The organism is Actinomycetospora sp. CA-101289 (genome assembly GCF_050955895.1).
Taxonomy (GTDB): Bacteria; Actinomycetota; Actinomycetes; order Mycobacteriales; family Pseudonocardiaceae; genus Actinomycetospora.
The window spans coordinates 3,440,331-3,457,791 of the sequence record NZ_CP192093.1 but is presented as its reverse complement, the minus strand read 5'-3'; the positions used below and the strand labels follow the sequence as shown (position 1 = coordinate 3,457,791).

16 protein-coding genes are annotated in these 17,461 nt (G+C 71.8%); 11 read left to right on the top strand and 5 right to left on the bottom strand.

Annotation, left to right across the window (positions count from 1 at the left end; translation table 11 throughout):
• Positions 1–71: 71 nt before the first annotated feature.
• The 11 genes from iolC to ACQPX6_RS17265 all read left to right on the top strand — a co-directional run bounded on the left by iolC (position 72) and on the right by ACQPX6_RS17265 (position 12,217).
• Positions 72–1,040, top strand: coding sequence for a 5-dehydro-2-deoxygluconokinase (gene iolC, locus ACQPX6_RS17315; RefSeq protein WP_433781528.1), 969 nt, complete (start codon positions 72–74; stop codon positions 1,038–1,040).
• Positions 1,037–1,933, top strand: a complete 897-nt coding sequence (locus tag ACQPX6_RS17310; RefSeq protein WP_433781526.1) for a Cgl0159 family (beta/alpha)8-fold protein — start codon at positions 1,037–1,039, stop codon at positions 1,931–1,933. The genes iolC and ACQPX6_RS17310 overlap by 4 nt, the downstream gene beginning before the upstream one ends.
• A complete protein-coding gene (gene iolB, locus ACQPX6_RS17305; RefSeq protein WP_433781525.1) occupies positions 1,930–2,805 on the top strand; it encodes a 5-deoxy-glucuronate isomerase in 876 nt (291 codons plus the stop codon). Before ACQPX6_RS17310 ends, iolB begins: the two co-directional genes overlap by 4 nt.
• Complete coding sequence (iolD, locus tag ACQPX6_RS17300) at positions 2,802–4,706, top strand: 3D-(3,5/4)-trihydroxycyclohexane-1,2-dione acylhydrolase (decyclizing) (RefSeq protein ID WP_433781524.1); 1,905 nt, start codon at positions 2,802–2,804, stop codon at positions 4,704–4,706. The genes iolB and iolD overlap by 4 nt, the downstream gene beginning before the upstream one ends.
• Positions 4,703–5,617, top strand: coding sequence for a sugar phosphate isomerase/epimerase family protein (locus ACQPX6_RS17295; protein WP_433781523.1), 915 nt, complete (start codon positions 4,703–4,705; stop codon positions 5,615–5,617). Before iolD ends, ACQPX6_RS17295 begins: the two co-directional genes overlap by 4 nt.
• 12 nt (positions 5,618–5,629) lie before the next feature.
• The gene (locus ACQPX6_RS17290; protein WP_433781522.1) at positions 5,630–6,646 is read left to right on the top strand and encodes a Gfo/Idh/MocA family protein; all 1,017 of its coding nucleotides are present in this window, start codon (positions 5,630–5,632) and stop codon (positions 6,644–6,646) included.
• Complete coding sequence (locus ACQPX6_RS17285) at positions 6,643–7,545, top strand: sugar phosphate isomerase/epimerase family protein (protein ID WP_433781521.1); 903 nt, start codon at positions 6,643–6,645, stop codon at positions 7,543–7,545. Before ACQPX6_RS17290 ends, ACQPX6_RS17285 begins: the two co-directional genes overlap by 4 nt.
• On the top strand, positions 7,545–9,050 hold the full coding sequence (locus ACQPX6_RS17280; protein WP_433781520.1) for a CoA-acylating methylmalonate-semialdehyde dehydrogenase: 1,506 nt from the start codon (positions 7,545–7,547) through the stop codon (positions 9,048–9,050). The genes ACQPX6_RS17285 and ACQPX6_RS17280 overlap by 1 nt, the downstream gene beginning before the upstream one ends.
• Before the next feature lie 296 nt (positions 9,051–9,346).
• Entirely contained in the window at positions 9,347–10,768 is a 1,422-nt protein-coding gene (locus ACQPX6_RS17275; protein WP_433781518.1) for a sugar porter family MFS transporter, read from the top strand.
• Between the two features lie 32 nt (positions 10,769–10,800).
• Entirely contained in the window at positions 10,801–11,160 is a 360-nt protein-coding gene (locus tag ACQPX6_RS17270) for a universal stress protein (protein ID WP_433781517.1), read from the top strand.
• Between the two features lie 70 nt (positions 11,161–11,230).
• Positions 11,231–12,217, top strand: a complete 987-nt coding sequence (locus ACQPX6_RS17265; protein ID WP_433781516.1) for a sugar phosphate isomerase/epimerase family protein — start codon at positions 11,231–11,233, stop codon at positions 12,215–12,217.
• A 56-nt stretch (positions 12,218–12,273) separates the two neighbouring features.
• On the opposite strand, the gene ACQPX6_RS17260 is transcribed toward ACQPX6_RS17265, so the two are convergent.
• The 5 genes from ACQPX6_RS17260 to ACQPX6_RS17240 form a co-directional block, all read right to left on the bottom strand.
• Positions 12,274–13,488, bottom strand: a complete 1,215-nt coding sequence (locus ACQPX6_RS17260; protein WP_433781515.1) for a cytochrome P450 — start codon at positions 13,486–13,488, stop codon at positions 12,274–12,276.
• Positions 13,489–13,502: 14 nt separating this feature from the next.
• Positions 13,503–14,675, bottom strand: a complete 1,173-nt coding sequence (locus ACQPX6_RS17255; RefSeq protein ID WP_433781513.1) for an acyl-CoA dehydrogenase family protein — start codon at positions 14,673–14,675, stop codon at positions 13,503–13,505.
• A 74-nt stretch (positions 14,676–14,749) separates the two neighbouring features.
• A complete protein-coding gene (locus ACQPX6_RS17250; RefSeq protein ID WP_433781511.1) occupies positions 14,750–15,370 on the bottom strand; it encodes a TetR/AcrR family transcriptional regulator in 621 nt (206 codons plus the stop codon).
• Positions 15,371–15,401: 31 nt separating this feature from the next.
• Positions 15,402–16,574, bottom strand: coding sequence for an acyl-CoA dehydrogenase family protein (locus ACQPX6_RS17245; RefSeq protein ID WP_433781509.1), 1,173 nt, complete (start codon positions 16,572–16,574; stop codon positions 15,402–15,404).
• Between the two features lie 64 nt (positions 16,575–16,638).
• On the bottom strand, positions 16,639–17,433 hold the full coding sequence (locus ACQPX6_RS17240; protein ID WP_433781508.1) for an SDR family NAD(P)-dependent oxidoreductase: 795 nt from the start codon (positions 17,431–17,433) through the stop codon (positions 16,639–16,641).
• Between the last annotated feature and the right edge of the window lie 28 nt (positions 17,434–17,461).

The following is a 17,461-nucleotide window of genomic DNA, read 5'->3' as shown; positions in this document are numbered from 1 at the left end:
CGTCGGTCCTCGTGGCTCCTTAACGTCCTCGTCACCGCTACCCGCCGCCGAGCCGTCGACGAGGACACCCCATGAGCACCGATCAGCCGCCCCGCGCGCCGGAGGTCCTGACCTTCGGGCGCAGCGGGGTCGACATCTACCCGTTGCAGACAGGGGTCGGCCTCGAGGACGTCGAGACGTTCGGCAAGTTCCTCGGGGGCACCACGGCCAACGTCGCCGTCGCGGCCGCCCGCCTGGGTCGGCGTTCGGCGATCATCACCGGCGTCGGCGACGACCCGTTCGGTCGCTACGTGCGCCGTGAGCTCCGCCGGCTCGGGGTCGACGACGCGCACGTGGTCACGGACCCCCACCACCTCACCCCGGTGACGTTCTGCGAGATCTTCCCGCCGGACGACTTCCCGCTGTGGTTCTACCGCCGCCCGACCGCCCCCGACCTGCAGGTCCGCACCGCCGACGTCGACCTCGACGCCGCCCGCGACGCCGACCTCCTCTGGCTCTCGGTCACCGGCCTGTCCGAGGAGCCCAGCCGCCAGACCCACCACGACGTGCTGGACGCCCGTGCGCAGAAGCAGCACACCGTCCTCGATCTCGACTACCGCCCGATGTTCTGGCCGGACGCCGCCACCGCCACCGGCGAGGTCCAGAAGGTTCTCGGGCAGGTCACCGTCGCGGTCGGCAACCGCGAGGAGTGCGAGGTCGCGGTGGGGGAGACCGACCCCGAGCGCGCTGCGGACGCCCTGCTCGAGGCCGGGGTGCAGATCGCCGTGGTCAAGCAGGGCCCGCGCGGCGTCCTCGGCAAGACCCGTGACGGCGAGCGCGTGGAAGCACCGCCCATCCCGGTGACCCCGCTCAACGGCCTCGGTGCCGGCGACAGCTTCGGCGGCTCGCTCGCCCACGGCCTGCTCGCCGGCTGGCCGCTGGCGACCGTGCTGCACCGCGCGAACGCGGCCGGGGCGATCGTCGCCTCCCGACTTGAGTGCTCCACCGCCATGCCGACCCCCGACGAGATCGACCACCTCCTCGAGAAGGGCTCCTCGTGAGCGAGTTCGCCACGTCCTACGAGGGCGTCACCGACATCCGTGCCCGCGAGCCCGGCCGGGTGCGCAAGCTGCTCTCGACCCGCCGCCGCCGCCCCTTCGTGCCGGCCGACGGCCGCCTGATGATCGTCGCCGCGGACCACCCCGCGCGTGGCGCGCTCTCCGCCCGCGGCCGTGCCGACGCGATGGCGAGCCGTCCCGAGCTGCTCGACCGGCTGCGCACCGCGCTCGGGCGTCCCGGCGTGGACGGCGTGCTCGCCACCGCCGACATCCTCGAGGACCTCCTGCTGATGGGGGCCCTGGAGGACAAGGTCGTGGTCGCGTCGATGAACCGCGGCGGCCTCGCCGGCGCGCGCTTCGAGATGGACGACCGGATGACCGGCTACGACGTGCAGGGCGTCGTCGACGCCGGCTTCGACGCCGCCAAGATGCTCACCCGCATCGACTTCGACGACCCGGGCACCGTCGCCACCCTGCAGGCCTGCGCCGACGCGGTCAGCGGTCTCAACCGCGCCGAGCTCGTCGCGATGGTCGAGCCCTTCATCTCCCGCCGCGTGGAGGGCAAGGTCGTCAACGACCTCTCGCCCGAGGCCGTCGTCAAGTCGATCCACATCGCCCAAGGTCTCGGCACGGCCAGCGCCTACACGTGGATGAAGCTGCCCGTGGTGGAGGAGATGGAGCGCGTCATGGACGCGACCACCCTCCCGACGCTGCTGCTGGGCGGCGACCCCGCCGGCGCCCCGGACGACACCTACGCCTCGTGGCAGCGCGCCCTGGCCCTGCCGTCGGTGCGCGGCCTCATCGTCGGCCGTGCGCTGCTCTACCCCGCCGACGGCGACGTCGCCGCCGCCGTGGACACCGCCGTCGCGCTGGTGCGCGCGGGGGTGGCGTCGTGACCACGGCCCTGCGCACCGAGCTCCACCTGCCGGCCGGGAGCGCCGCCACCCACGGCTACGACCTCGAGGTCACCCCCGAGGTCGCCGGATGGAGCCACTCGAGCCTGCGCGTGCTCAGCCTCGCCGCCGGCGCCGAGCACAGTCTCGACACCGCCGGCGAGGAGATGATCGTGGTCCCGCTCACCGGCGGCGTCGACGTGGAGGTGGGCGCCGAGGCGTGCGGACTGGAGGGCCGCCGCGACGTCTTCGCCGGCCCCACCGACGTCGCCTACCTCCCGATCCACAGCACCGCGACGCTGCGGTCCGAGGCCGGCTGCCGGGTCGCGCTGACCGGTGCGCGGACCGACACCGTCCTGCCGTTCCGCCACGTGGCGAAGGCCGACGTCCCGGTGGAGCTCCGCGGCGCCGGTTCCTGCAGCCGCCAGGTGCGCAACTTCGGCGCCGCTGGCGTGTTCGAGGCCGGCGCGCTCATCGCCGTTGAGGTCATCACCCCGGGCGGGAACTGGTCGAGCTACCCCGCCCACAAGCACGACGAGGAGACCGAGACCGAGTCGGCCCTCGAGGAGATCTACTACTACGAGATCGCACCCGGCCCACACGGCGAGCCCGGCCTCGGCTTCCACCGCACGAGCGCCTCGGACGCGGGCGACATCGACGTGCTCGTCGAGGTCCGCGACCGCGAGACCGTGCTCGTGCCGCACGGCTGGCACGGGCCGTGCGCCGCCGCTCCGGGCCACGACATGTACTACCTCAACGTCATGGCGGGCCCGGGCGAGCGCGCCTGGAAGATCACCGACCACCCCGACCAGGCCTGGGTCCGCGCCACGTGGGCGGACCAGGAGGTCGACCCGCGACTGGCAGGTCACCCATGAGCGACACCGTCCGCCTCACCGTCTCTCAGGCGCTCGTGCGCTTCCTGGGCGCGCAGTTCTCCGAGCGCGACGCCGTCGAGCAGAAGCTGTTCGCCGGCTGCTTCGGCATCTTCGGCCACGGCAACGTCGCCGGCATCGGGCAGGCGCTGCTCGAGGCCGAGCTCGCCGAGCCCGAGCTGCTGCCCTACGTCCTCGGGCGCAACGAGCAAGCCATGGTGCACTCCGCCGCGGCCTACACCCGCATGAAGGACCGCCTCCAGACGTGGGCCGTGTCCACCAGCGTCGGCCCGGGTGCCACCAACATGGTCACCGGCGCCGCCCTGGCCACGATCAACCGGCTGCCGGTGCTGCTGCTGCCGGCCGACACCTTTGCCGATCGCGCCGCGTCGCCGCTGCTCCAGGAGCTCGAGCTGCCCGGCTCCGGCGACGTCACCGTCAACGACTGCTTCCGCCCCGTATCGCGCTACTTCGACCGCGTCTGGCGCCCCGAGCAGCTGCCCTCGGCGATGCTCTCGGCGATGCGGGTGCTCACCGACCCGGCCGAGACCGGCGCGGTGACGGTCTGCTTCCCGCAGGACGTGCAGGCCCAGGCCCACGACTGGCCGGTCGAGCTGTTCGCGAAGCGGGTGTGGCACGTCGCGCGGCCGCTGCCCGAGCGGGCCGCGCTCGCGCGGGCCGCCGAGGCGATCCGGTCGGCCCGCCGGCCGCTGGTCGTCGCCGGCGGGGGCGTCCACTACTCCGGCGCGACCGGGGCCCTCGCCGCGTTCTGCGCGGCCACCGGCATCCCCGTCGGCCAGAGCCAGGCGGGGAAGGGGACGCTCGCCTTCGACCACCCCCAGTGCCTCGGCGCCATCGGGTCGACCGGCACCACCGCGGCCAACGCGATCGCCCGCGAGGCCGACGTCGTCATCGGCATCGGCACGCGGTACTCCGACTTCACCACCGCCAGCCGCACGGCGTTCCAGCACCCGGACGTGCGCTTCGTCAACATCAACGTCGCGGGCCTGGACGCGGTGAAGCACGCCGGGATCGGGGTCGTCGCCGACGCGCGGGAGACCCTCGAGGCGCTGACCACGGCCCTGAGGGACCACCGGGTCGACGCGGACTTCGAGGCCGAGTACCAGCGGCTCGACGCCGAGTGGGACGCCACGGTCGCCCGGGCGTACGCCGAGGGACCGTCGGACGACGTGCTCACCCAGTCGTCGGTGATCGGGATGGTCAACGAGCTGACCGACCCGCGCGACGTCGTGGTCTGCGCGGCCGGGTCCATGCCCGGTGACCTGCACAAGCTCTGGCGGACGCGGGACCCGAAGGGCTACCACGTCGAGTACGGCTACTCCTGCATGGGCTACGAGGTGGCCGGCGGTGTCGGCGTCGCGATGGCGTGTCCCGACCGCGACGTCGTCGTCATGGTCGGCGACGGCTCCTACCTGATGATGGCCACCGAGCTGGTGACCGCGGTCCAGGAGGGCGTCAAGGTCATCACCGTCCTCGTGCAGAACCACGGCTACGCCTCGATCGGCGCTCTGAGCGAGGAGCTCGGCTCGCAGCGGTTCGGCACCCGCTACCGGTACCGGTCGGACTCCGGGCGTCTGGAGGGCGAACGGCTGCCCGTCGACCTCGCGGCGAACGCGGAGTCGCTCGGCGTCCGGGTCCTGCGCGTCCGGACCGCCGACGAGTTCGCCGCCGCCCTGCGCGAGGCCAAGGCCGCCACGACCAGCGTCGTCGTCCACGTCGAGACCGACCCGCTGGTGCCCGCCCCTGATTCCCGCTCGTGGTGGGACGTCCCGGTCGCCGAGGTCTCGCACCTCGAGTCGACCCAGCGCGCCCGCAAGACCTACGACGACGCCAAGTCCACCCAGCAGAACTTCCTCCACCCCAGCGAAGAGGTGTCCTCGTGAGCTCCATCCGTGTGGGTTCCGCCCCCGACTCGTGGGGCGTCTGGTTCCCCAGCGACCCCGACCAGACCCCGGCCGACCGCTTCCTCGCCGAGGTCGCCGCCGCCGGCTACGACGTCATCGAGCTCGGGCCCTACGGTTACCTGCCGACCGACCCGACCGAGCTCGCCGACACCCTGCGTGCCCACGGCCTGACCGTGTCCGCCGGCACGGTGTTCGAGCACCTGCACAGGCCCGACAGCTTCGAGCACGTGTGGGACCAGGTCACCGAGGTCGCGTCGCTGACCCGGGCCGTGGGTGGCGAGCACCTCGTCGTCATCCCCGAGCCGTGGCGCGACCACAAGACCGGAGCGCCCCTCGAGTCGCCCACCCTCGACGCGGCCGGGTGGGACCGCCTCACCACCGGGATGGACGAGCTCGGGCGCCGTGTGCTCGAGGAGTACGGCCTGCGGGTGCAGTTCCACTCGCACGCCGACTCCCACGTCGGCTACCAGTCCGAGATCGAGCGCTTCGTCGAGTCGACCGACCCGCGCTGGGTGAACCTCTGCCTCGACACCGGTCACGTGTCGTACTACCGCGGCGACAACGTGGCGATCATCCGCAAGTACCCCGAGCGGATCGGCTACCTGCACCTCAAGCAGGTCGACCCGGCCGTGATCGACCGCGTCGAGGCCGAGGACCTGGCGTTCCCGGACGCGGTCAAGGCCGGCGCCATGGTCGAGCCGCCCTACGGCGTGCCGTCGATGCCCGAGGTGCTGGCGGCCGTCGAGGAGGCGGGACTCGACGTCTACGCCATCGTCGAGCAGGACATGTACCCCTGCCCGCCGGACCAACCGCTGCCGATCGCGCAGCGCACCCACACCTACCTCGGCTCCTGCGGCACCGCGTCGGTCCGCATCGGCACGCCGGCCTGAGAGGAGGACTCCATGACGGACGAACTGCGCGTCGCCGTGCTCGGCGTCGGCAAGATGGGCTCGTTCCACGTCGACAGCCTCAGCCGGCGCACCCGGGGCGCCCGCGTGACCGTGGTCAGCGACTTCTCCGACGAGCAGGCCCACCGCGTGGCCGACCCGATCGGCGCCCGGGTGGTCGCCGACCCGCTCGCGGCGATCGCCGTCGACGACGTCGACGCCGTGGTCATCGCCAGCCCCGGCACCGCCCACGAGTCCCAGGTCCTGGCCTGCCTCGAGGCCGCCAAGCCGGTGCTGTGCGAGAAGCCGCTGACCACGGAGGCCGCCACCGCGGCCGCGGTGTACCGGCGGGAGACCGCGCTGGGCCGCCGCCTGGTCCAGGTCGGTTTCATGCGCCGCTTCGACCACGAGTACGCCGCACTGCAGCAGATGATCGCCGGCGGCGAGCTCGGAGCCCCGCTGATGCTGCACTGCACCCACCGCAACCCCGCGGTGCCGGAGTTCTTCGACTCCGAGTTCATGATCCGCGACTCGGTCGTCCACGAGGCCGACTCGGCGCGCTTCCTGCTCGGCGAGGAGATCGCCGCGGTCAGCGTCGTCCGCGGCCGGCCCACCGCCGGGGCCCCGGCCGGGGTGTCCGACCCCATGCTGGTGCTGTTCGAAGCCGAGTCCGGCGCCCTGGTGACGATCGAGATCTTCGTGCGGACCGGGATCGCGTACGAGGTGCGCACCGAGGTCGTGGCCGAGCACGGCTCGGCGATCATCGGGCTGGACCAGCACGTCGTCACCAAGCGGGTCGGAGGTACGTGGGGCGGCAGCATCACCCCGGACTTCGTCGCCCGTTTCGGACAGGCCTACGACGATCAGATGCAGCGCTGGGCCGACGCCGCGCGCCGCGGCATCGCCACGGGCGGCGACGCCGTCGACGGCCCCGGGAGCTGGGACGGCTACGCCGCCGCCGCGATCTGCGAGGCAGGCGTGGCCGCCGTGGTGAAGGGCGAGCGCATCGAGACCGGGATGGAGCAGCGATGAAGCTCGCGCTCGACGCCCAGATGTTCCACCGCACCCACGCGGTGACCGACCTGCCCGACGCCGTCGCCCGCGCCGGCTACCAGTGGATGGAGCTCTCCCCGAAGGAGGACTTCATCCCCTTCTTCCAGCACCCCCGGGTCGACTCGGCCACGGTCGCGACGCTGCGCCGCCGCGCCGCCGACGCCGGCGTCGGCATCTCCTCGGTGCTGCCCGTCCTGCGTTGGTCGGGGCCGTCGGAGGACGCCCGGCAGGCGGCGGTCCGCGCGTGGCGCCGTGCGATCCAGATCGCCGTCGATCTCGGCGTGGACACCATGAACACCGAGTTCAACGGTCGTCCTGAGGGTGCCGAGCACGCCGAGGCGATGTTCCTGCGCTCGTTCGAGGAGCTGGCACGGGACTTCGAGCGCGAGGGCATCCGTCTCGTGCTCGAGCCCCACCCCGACGACTTCATCGAGGACGGGCATGCCGCGGTGGACATGGTCGCCGGGCTCGACCGGGACTGGGTCTCGTTCCTCTACTGCACCCCGCACACGTTCCACCAGGGCAACGACCCCGCCGGGATCATCGCCCGCGCCGGCGCCCGGGTGACCAACGTGCACCTCGCCGACACGCTCGACCACACCGCCTCGGGCGGACTGCGCTACATCGTCAACCCGCCCGGCTCGACGGTCCGCGTGCACCAGCACGCCCCGATGGGCGCCGGCGAGGTCGACTTCGACGCCGTGTTCGCCGCGCTGGCCGTGGCGGGCTTCGACGGCACGCTCACCCACTGCGTCTTCGGCTGGGAGGAGCGCGCGTCCGAGATCGTCACGGCCGACCGCGCGACCGTCACCGACCTCGTCGCCAAGCACTTCGGCTCGGACACCGTCCTCGAGCCCGCACCCGGGAGGAACCCCTGATGACCGAGACACTCCACCACTGGGCCGGGGGCGCCGTCCTCAAGTCCGCCTCCGACCGGTTCGGCGACGTCACCGACCCGGCGACCGGCCAGGTGACCCGCCAGGTCGCCTTCGCCTCCGAGGACGAGGTGGCGGCGGTCATCGACGCCGCGGTCCGGGCCTTCCCCCTGTGGCGCGACACCTCGCTGACCAAGCGCACGCAGATCCTGTTCCGCTTCCGGGAACTGCTCAACACCCGGGCCGACGAGCTCGCCGCGCTCATCACCGCCGAGCACGGCAAGGTCCTGTCCGACGCGGCCGGCGAGGTGGCCCGCGGCCAGGAGGTCGTCGAGTTCGCCTGCGGGATGCCGCACCTGCTCAAGGGATCGGCCACCGAGAACGCATCGACCGGCATCGACGTGCACTCGGTCCGCCAGCCGCTCGGCGTCGTCGGGATCATCAGCCCGTTCAACTTCCCGGCCATGGTGCCCATGTGGTTCTTCCCGATCGCGATCGCCGCGGGCAACACCGTGGTGCTCAAGCCCTCGGAGAAGGTCCCCTCGGCGGCGCTGTGGATGGCCGAGCTCTGGCGTGAGGCGGGGCTGCCCGACGGGGTGTTCAACGTGCTCAACGGCGACAAGGTCGCCGTGGACGGGCTGCTGACCCACCCCGAGGTCCGTTCGATCAGCTTCGTGGGCTCCACCCCGATCGCGCGCTACGTCTACGAGACCGGCACTGCGCACGGCAAGCGCGTCCAGGCCCTCGGCGGGGCGAAGAACCACGCCGTCGTGCTGCCCGATGCCGACCTGGACCTGGCCGCGGACCAGGCCATCAACGCGGGCTTCGGCTCGGCGGGGGAGCGGTGCATGGCGATCTCCGCCGTCGTGGCCGTCGGCTCCGCCGGGGACACCCTGGTCGAGAAGATCCGGGAGCGGGCCGAGGGCCTGCGCACGGGTGACGGGCGCCGCGGCGCCGACATGGGGCCGCTGGTGACGCGCGCCGCGCAGGAGCGGGTGTCGGGCTACATCGACGCCGGCGAGGCCGCCGGGGCGACGCTGGTGGTGGACGGCCGCACGGTCACGCCCGACGCCGACGGGGACGGCTTCTTCGTCGGACCGACGCTGTTCGACCACGTCACCCCGGACATGTCGATCTACACCGACGAGATCTTCGGTCCGGTGCTGTCGGTCGTCCGCGCCGACACCTACGACGAGGCGGTCGCGCTGATCAACGCCAACCCCTACGGCAACGGCACCGCCATCTTCACCAACGACGGCGGTGCCGCGCGACGATTCCAGAACGAGGTGCAGGTCGGGATGATCGGCATCAACGTGCCGGTGCCGGTACCGATGGCCTACTACAGTTTCGGCGGCTGGAAGAACTCACTGTTCGGCGACACCCACGCCCACGGAGCCGAAGGCGTGCACTTCTTCACCCGCGGCAAGGTCGTCACCACGCGCTGGATCGACCCGGCGCGCCGCGGTGAATCGGGCGGGCTCGACCTCGGATTTCCGCGCAACGGCTGATCCTGCGCCTCGGACAATTTCGTACAGCAATTCCGACGACCCGGACCGCGTTCCCGCGGTCCGGGTCGTCGTGCTGCCCTTCTTCGCCCTGCTCACGGGGGGTGGATCCGCTCAGAACAATCGTCGAAGAATTGCGGGGGACAGCATTGACTTGGATCAAACAAACGGTCATCGTCGACGTAGTCCGCACGCGCAGGATTCCGCGCCCGGCCCGACGAGGAAATCGTGGGTCGCCGTCAGCGCCACCGCCGGGCGACTTTCCCACGAGGTCTTCACGCTCAACGAGGAGTCCCATCATGACCACCTACAACGAGGAGAGGCCGGACGCACCGGTGCTCCCTCCGGACGTCCCGGGGCCGCACTCGAGGCGGCTCGGCGTCATCGCCGTCGTGGCCACCTTCGGCGGCCTCCTGTTCGGTTACGACACCGGCGTCATCAACGGCGCGCTCGAGCCGATGACCGCCGACCTCGGGCTGACGTCGTTCACCGAGGGCGTCGTCGTCAGCATCCTCATCTTCGGCGCGGCCATCGGTGCCATCGTCGGCGGTGCCCTGTCCGACCGGTTCGGTCGCCGCCACAACATCATCCTGCTCGCCGTGGTCTTCGGCGTCGCGACCCTCGGCTGCGTCCTGTCACCGAGCTGGCCGGTGCTCGCGTTCTTCCGCTTCGTCCTCGGACTCGCGGTCGGTGGGGCATCGGCCACCGTGCCGGTCTACCTCTCCGAGGTCGCGCCGGTCGAGCGTCGGGGCAGCATCGTCACCCGCAACGAGGTCATGATCGTTAGCGGGCAGTTCGCCGCGTTCGTGATCAACGCGATCATCTTCAACATCTGGGGCGAGAACCCCGGCGTCTGGCGCTACATGCTCGTCGTCGCCGTGCTCCCGGCGATCGCCCTGTTCATCGGCATGATGCGCATGCCCGAGAGCCCCCGCTGGCTGGTCCTGAAGGGCCGCGAGGACGAGGCCCTCGGGGTCCTCCAGCAGGTGCGCACCCCCGAACGTGCCCGCGCCGAGATGGCCGAGGTCCACCAGCTCGCCGAGGAAGAGCGCGCTTCCAAGACCGCCGGGGCCACCGACCTGGGCGTCCGCTGGATCCGCCGGCTCATCCTCATCGGTGCCGGGCTGGGCATGTTCCAGCAGTTCACCGGCATCAACTCGATCATGTACTACGGCACACAGCTGCTGGGCGACGCCGGCTTCTCCGACAGCGCCGCGATCATCGCCAACACCGCCAACGGCCTGTTCAGCGTCCTGGGCATCACCGTCGGCCTGCTCATCATGAACAAGATCAACCGACGGACGCTGCTGCTCGCCGGGTTCGCTCTGACGACCTTCTTCCACCTGCTCGTCGGGCTGTCGGCGTTCCTGCTGCCGGACGGGACCGCCAAGGCGTGGTTCATCCTCGTCTTCGTCGTGCTCTTCGTGTTCTGCATGCAGGGCACCATCGGCCCGCTCGTGTGGCTCCTGCTCTCGGAAATCTTCCCCCTGAAGATCCGCAGCTTGGCGATCGGCATCAGCGTCCTGGTGCTGTGGCTGTCGAACGCCGTGGTCTCCCTCGGCTTCCCCGTGGTCGTCGAGGGCCTGGGCATCGCCTCGACGTTCTTCATCTTCGTCGCGCTCGGCCTGCTCGCCCTGGTCTTCGTGTACCTGCTGGTGCCCGAGACCCGCGGGCGCTCGCTCGAGCAGCTCGAGGAGCAGTTCCGCCGGCAGTACTCCTGATCCCGCACCCCACCCCACGGAAGGAGAATCCCGTGACCGTCCTCGTCGCCGTCCCCGAGGGGCGGGAGGGTCCGCAGGCCCTCTACGCCGGAGCCGCCGAAGCACGACTGCTCGACACCGACCTCGTCGTCCTCAACATGACGCTGCGCGCCCTCGACGTCTCGGGCCTGCCCGAGGACCTCAAGGTCACGTACCTCGAGCGCAGCGGACCGGAGGACCGCGACCCCGCAGAGTCCGTCCTCGACGAGATCGGCGACCGGCCCGACGTCCAGCGGCTCGTCATCGGCATGCGCCGTCGCTCACCCGTGGGGAAGGCGATCCTGGGCAGCGTCGCCCAGCGCCTGCTCCTCGACAGCCCGGTCCCGGTCCTCGCGGTCAAGGCCGCGGACTGATCTTTCCCGGCTCGGCGGGCGCTCCCAGCGGGCGCCCGCCGCGCCGGAGCCCAACCTTCGAGGAGCACCGATGAAGCTCGGCGTCTACACCGCGATCCTGCACGACCGTGCGCTGCCGGAAGCCCTCGCGACCATCAAGGGGCTGGGCCTCACCGGCGCCGAGATCAACGCCGGCGGGTTCCTGCCGCCGGTGCACCTGCCCGTCGACGACGTCCTCTCGTCCGACGACGCCGCAGGGGACTACCTCGGCCTCTTCGATGAGGCCGGCGTCGAGCTGACCGGGCTGAACGCCAACGGGAACCCGCTGCACCCCGACCCGCGGATCGGGCCGGTGCACGCGGCCGATCTGCGGCGCACCATCGAGGCGGCGGGACGGCTGGGCGTGCCGCGGGTGGTGGCCATGTCGGGCCTCCCGGCGGCCGAAGCCGGGGGCACCGTCCCTGCGTGGAACCCGATGCCCTTCGAGTCCACCTACCTACACGCCCGCGACCGGCAGTGGGCCGAGGTCGGGGTGCCGTTCTGGCGCGAGATCGACGCCCTGGCCCGCGACCACGACGTGCGGGTCTGCCTGGAGATGCACCAGTTCAACCTGGTGTTCAACCCCGCCACCCTGGAGCGGCTGGTGGAGCAGACCGCCGCGACCCACCTCGGCGCCGAGATGGACCCGAGTCACCTGTTCTGGCAGGGCATCGACCCGGTCGCAGCGATCGAGCACCTGGGGCCGCTGGTGTTCCACGCGGCCGCCAAGGACACCCGGATCAACCCCGCCGCGCTCGTCCACGGCGTGCTCGACGACCGCCACCGCGAAGTCACCGAGGACCCGATCCGGCTCGGCGGCGACGCCACCCTCTCCGCCTGGCCGGAGAACCCCGCCTGGGACTTCGTCGCCCTCGGGAAGGGCCACGACCAGGACTTCTGGACGCGCTTCCTGCGCGCCCTGGCGAAGATCGACCCGGACATGGCCGTCAACATCGAGCACGAGGACGTCGAGCTCGGCCAGCTCGAGGGCCTCGAGGTCGCGGCCCGTGTCCTGCTCGCCGCGGCCGGCGAGGTCTGACCTCGTGCCGGCCCGGCCCGGGCAGAGGCGGGTCATGACGTGCAGATCGCGGCCTCTCAAGCCCGCTCCGGGGCGAACCGCACGGGCAATGCCGTCAGGGCGTGGGCCCAGTTCGACGCCAGGTACTCGGGCTCGCCATCGAGGGCCAGGTCCGGCATCCGACGGGGGAGTTCCTCGAAGAGCACGCGCAGCTCGAGGCGGGCGAGCTGGTTGCCGAGGCACAGGTGGGGCCCGCCACCGCCGAAGGCCCGGTGCTGCACCTTCTCCCGCGTGATGTCGAAGCGGTCGGGGTCCTTGTTGAGGTCCCCGTCCCGCGACGCCGAGGTGAACCAGGTGACGACCTTCTCGCCCTCGGCGATCCGCTGACCGGCGACCTCGGTGTCCTGCGTCGCTGTGCGCGCGAAGTACTTCACGACCGAGGTCCAGCGCAGGACCTCCTCGACCGCCCGCGGCGCGAGCGACGGGTCGTCGTGCAGAGCGCCCCACTGGGCGTGCTGCAGCAGCGCGAGCGTGCCCGTGGCGGCGGTGTTGCGGGTCGTGTCGTTGCCGGCGAAGACGAGGAGCCCGAAGAAGGTCAGGATCTCCTCGGGTGCGAGGCTCTCGCCGTCCACCTCGGCGGCCTTCAACCGCGTGACGAGGCTGTCGCCGCCCTCCGCCATCTGGCGCTCGATCTGCTGGTGTAGGTAGCCGACCATCTCGCCGAAGACCTGCGTGGCCCCAGCCGGCTCGTCGGACTGTTGGGCCCGCTCGATCTGGTGGGTCCAGTCGTAGAGCCGGTCGACGTCCTCGGCCGGCAGCCCCATGATCCCCGCGAGCACCCGGAGGGGCACGGGCACGGCGATGTCGCGCACGACGTCGCAGCGGCCGGCTCCCACGACCTGGTCGACGACGTCGGTGACCGTGGCGCGGACCGAGTCCTCCATGCCGGCAATGGCCTTCGGGGTGAAGACCGAGGCGAGGATCTTGCGGTACTTCCGGTGCTCGGGAGGGTCCTTGAAGAGCAGGACCTGCCGGAGGAAGTCCAGCGGGGCCACCTGGTCGGGGTGCAGGAAGATCCCGCCCCGGTGGTTCGAGAACGTCTCGGTGTCGCGGCTGACCGCGACGACGTCCTCGTCGCGGGTCAGCGACCAGAACCGCTCGCCGTCCGGCCCGGTCACCGCGTGGGCGGGGCACGCGGACCGCAGGCGGGAGAACAGTGCGTGGGGCGGCCCGGCGACGTGGTGCGCTCGGTCCATGACGTCGACGGCGGTGAGATCGTCGGGGGTGGCCATCTCGGGTCTCCTCGTCACGTGCGGTGGCGGCGGGCGATGTCGCGGCCGACGATCTCCTTCATGATCTCGGTGCTGCCGCCCCAGATCGTCTGTCCACGGCTGTCGAGGTAGGCCCGGGCGACCGGGTACTCGACCATGTAGCCGTAGCCGCCGTGCAGCTGCACGCAACGATCGACGACCCGTTTCTGCAGCTCCGAGGCGAACCACTTGCCCTTGGCCGCCTCGACCGGCGTCAGCTCACCGGCGTTGAAGGCGAGGACGCAACGATCGAGGTACGCCTCGACCACGTCGAGCTCGGTCTCCATCTCGGCGAGGACGAAGCGCGAGTTCTGGAAGTCGCCGACGGCCTGGCCGAATGCCTGCCGCTCGAAGCAGTAACGGGCCGTCTGCTCGTAGACGGCGCGCGCCGACGAGTACGTGGTGGCGATCAGCGCCAGCCGCTCCTGCGGCAGGTGCCCCATCAGCAGCGCGAGACCCTTCCCGGGTGGACCGAGCACGTGGGTGGCGGGGACACGCACGCCGTCGAAGAACAGCTCCGCGGTGTCCTGCGCGTGCATGCCGACCTTCGCCAGCTTGCGGCCGCGGACGAAGCCGGGCATGCCGTCCTCGACGACGAACAGAGTGAACCCGCGGGACCCCGCCTCCGGGTCGGTCCGGGCAGCCACGATGACGAGGTCGGACGACATCCCGCTCGAGATGAAGGTCTTCTGGCCGTCGAGGATCCAGTCCGCGTCCGGGTCGTCGCCGTCTCTCCGCGCGGACGTGCGGATACCCCGGAGGTCGCTACCGGCGTTCGGCTCCGACATGGCCAGCGAGCCGAGCAGTGACCCGTCGACGAACCCGGGCAGCCAGCGCCGGCGCTGCTCCTCGGTGGTGGCGTCGAGGAGGTAGGACAGGACGAGGTCGTCCTGCAGCCCCAGGGTCATGCCGAAGGCGGTGGCGGAGACCCGGGCGATCTCCTCCTGTACCACCACGCGGTAGCGGTAGTCGGTCTCGCCCGCGCCGCCGTACTCCTCGGGCACCGCGAGCCCGTAGAGGCCGGTCCGGGCGGCCGCCCGGAGTGCCGAGCGGTCGATCGCGCGCTCGGAGTCCCAGCGCTCGAGGTGGGGCTCCACCTCACGGGAGAGGAAGGCGCGCACCGACTGTCGGTACTGCTCGTGGTCGTCGGTGTACAGGGTTCGGCGCATGCGCTGTCGACCTCCGGCGGCGACGTGGTCGTGCGCTCGAGCATCGCTGAACCTGGATTAGAAAACAAGGGTGGTCAGGGGCCGCCGGAGCTCAGCCCGCGGACCACGAGACGCTGGGCCGCCGCGATGACGCCGTCGAGTGAGCCCCGCGAGGGGTCCCACCACTCCGCGGTCCAGTTGAGGGCGCCGATGATCACCATGAGGGCCGTCCCCGGATGGATTCCGGGGTCGACGGCGCCGCTCTCGCGGGCGTCGTCGACGAGGCCCCGCCACACGTCCAGGTAGTCCCGCTGGGCCTGGCGGTGGCGTTCGCGCATGTCCTCCGGGAGCTGGGGGACCGTGCGGATGGCCGCGGCGGCGTGGTCCGAGTGCGTGAGCAGCGTGTTGAGGTGCGCGGCGACGGCGACCTCCAGGCGCCCGACGGCCGAGAGGTCCGGCGGCGCTTCCGCCAGGGCCTCCGCGACGAGGGTGCGGGCCTGGTCGAGCCCGGTCGCGACCGCCTCGTCGATGAGCTCGTCGCGGGACGAGAAGTAGTAGTAGATCGCCGGCGCCTGGACCTCGGCGATCTCGGCGACGTCGGAGAGGCGCGTGCCGGCGTAGCCGCGGCGGAGGAGCACGTGCGCCGCGGCGTCGACGATCCGCCGACGGGTGCGCGCCGACTTGGTGTCGACGGTCGGCGCGGACGGGTGGGCCACGGCGACAGCCTAGGTTCCGCCCGGCCGGGGATCAGTACGACGCGGGCAGGCCCAGGCTGCGTTGCGCGACGAAGTTGAGCACCATCTCACGGCTGACGGGGGCGGTCTTGAGCATCCGAGCCAGGAACCACAGGTCCGCGAGCCCGTACTCGAGGGCGAGCCCGTTCCCCCCGTGCGTCTGGATGGCCTGGTCGAGCGCCCGCAGCGACGCGTCCGCGGCGGCGAACTTGGCGATGTTGGACGCCTCGGCGGCGTCCTCCCCGGCGTCGAACAGGTCGGCGGCCCGGGACGCCATGAGGCGGGCCTGCGCCACCTGGATGTAGGCCTCCGCCAGCGGGTGGGCGATGCCCTGGTGCGCCCCGATGGGCACGCCCTTCCACACGCTGCGCTGGCCAGCGTACGTCGTGGCCTTGTCCAGCGCGTACAGCGAGATCCCGTTGCTGATGGAGGCGGCCGTGATCCGCTCGGGGTTGAGTCCGGAGAACACCTGCCGCAGGCCGTGGCCGTCCCTGCCGATGAGCGCCTCCGGGCCGAGCGGCACGTCGTCGAACCACACCGTGAACTGGTGCTCGGGCTGGACCAGCGCGCTCTCGATGGGCTGGTGGGTCAGGCCCGAGGCGTCGGTCGGCACCACGAACAGCGACAGCGGCCGGCGCGGGCCGTCCTGCGTGGCCGAACCGCTGCGGGCCACGACGAGGATCGCGTCGGCCTCGTCGACCCCCGAGGTCCAGTACTTGGTCCCCGAGAGACGCCAGCCCTCGCCGTCGGCACGGGCCGTCGTGGTGATCTCGTGGCTGTTCGAGCCCGCATCCGGTTCGGTGATCGCGAAGGCCATCTTCAGCGAGCCGTCCGCGATGCCGGTCAGCCACCGCTTCTTCATCTCGTCCGACGCGTGGTGGGCGAGGATGGTGCCGCAGATGGCAGGGGAGATCACCATCATGAGCAGCGGGCATCCCGCGGCCGACGCGGCCTCGACCACGACCGAGAGGTCGCCGAGGGTGCCGCCGCCCCCGCCGTACTCCTCCGGCAGGTGCACACCCAGGAAGCCGGCGGCGCCGAGCTCCTCCCACAGCGCGACGGGCTCCTCGTGCTTGCGTGCCCGTTCGGCGAAGTAGGCGTGTCCGTACCGCCCGACCAGGGCCGTCACGCTCTCGCGCAGCGCCGCTCGCTCATCGGTCTCGGGGACGATGGAGGACTTGTTCACGGACGGCTCCCGGGTTGAATTTCTCATCCAGAGTAAAAATCGACGGGAACGCCGTCAACGCCTCTCACGGCATAACCGAGCCCCCGCCTACCGCGACGACCTGCCCGGTGACCTGGCGCGCCGCCCGGGGGGAAGACAGCCAGACCACGGCGTCGGCGATGTCGTCGGGCGTGGTGAGTCGCCGCAGCGGTGTCTGCCGACGCACGTACTCGATCTGGTCGTCGTCGAACACGGCGTCCCGCCCGGCGGCCCACAGGCTCGCCGAGCCCACCCCGCCCTCGTCGGGCAGGACGAGGCCGGGGCAGACCACGTTGGAGCGGATGCCGCGACGGCCCTGCTCGCGGGCGGTGGTGCGGGCGAGGGCGATGAGGCCGGCCTTGGTGGTGCCGTACACGCCCTGCCGGATCGCGCCGAAGGCGGCGTCGCTGGAGATGAACACGATCGCCCCCGTGCCGGCCTCGCCCATCGGGACCAGGGCGGCCTGGGTGCAGTCGATCGCGGTGAACAGGTTGGTCTCCACGGTGCGCTGCCAGAGGGCGCGGTCGGTCTGCTCGGTGAGGAAGCCGGGCACGCTCCACCCGGCGTTGTTGACGAGCACGTCGAGTCCGCCCCAGGCGTCGACGGCGCGCGCAGCCACGCGTGTGCCCGCGCCGTCGTCGGTCAGGTCGATCTCGAGGACCTCGAGCGCGGAGGCGCCGAGCGCCATGGCCTCGTCACGCACGCGGAGCGCCTGTTCGCCGTCCCGGTCGGCGAGCACGATGCGCGCGCCCTCGCGGGCGAAGCCGTGCACGATGCCGCGGCCGATGTTGGACGCACCGCCGGTCACGATCACCCGCGCCTCGGCGAGCTCGAGGTCCATGCCGTCTCCCTGCCGTCTCCTGGGGAGG

Bases quoted from the DNA above. Each gene is read 5' to 3' on its own strand.
- iolC (WP_433781528.1), top strand. From the start codon at position 72: ATGAGCACCGATCAGCCGCCCCGCGCGCCGGAGGTCCTGACCTTCGGG.
- iolD (WP_433781524.1), top strand. From the start codon at position 2,802: ATGAGCGACACCGTCCGCCTCACCGTCTCTCAGGCGCTCGTGCGCTTC.
- ACQPX6_RS17290 (WP_433781522.1), top strand. From the start codon at position 5,630: ATGACGGACGAACTGCGCGTCGCCGTGCTCGGCGTCGGCAAGATGGGC.
- ACQPX6_RS17285 (WP_433781521.1), top strand. From the start codon at position 6,643: ATGAAGCTCGCGCTCGACGCCCAGATGTTCCACCGCACCCACGCGGTG.
- ACQPX6_RS17280 (WP_433781520.1), top strand. From the start codon at position 7,545: ATGACCGAGACACTCCACCACTGGGCCGGGGGCGCCGTCCTCAAGTCC.
- ACQPX6_RS17275 (WP_433781518.1), top strand. From the start codon at position 9,347: ATGACCACCTACAACGAGGAGAGGCCGGACGCACCGGTGCTCCCTCCG.
- ACQPX6_RS17265 (WP_433781516.1), top strand. From the start codon at position 11,231: ATGAAGCTCGGCGTCTACACCGCGATCCTGCACGACCGTGCGCTGCCG.
- ACQPX6_RS17260 (WP_433781515.1), bottom strand. From the start codon at position 13,488: ATGGCCACCCCCGACGATCTCACCGCCGTCGACGTCATGGACCGAGCG.
- ACQPX6_RS17255 (WP_433781513.1), bottom strand. From the start codon at position 14,675: ATGCGCCGAACCCTGTACACCGACGACCACGAGCAGTACCGACAGTCG.
- ACQPX6_RS17240 (WP_433781508.1), bottom strand. From the start codon at position 17,433: ATGGACCTCGAGCTCGCCGAGGCGCGGGTGATCGTGACCGGCGGTGCG.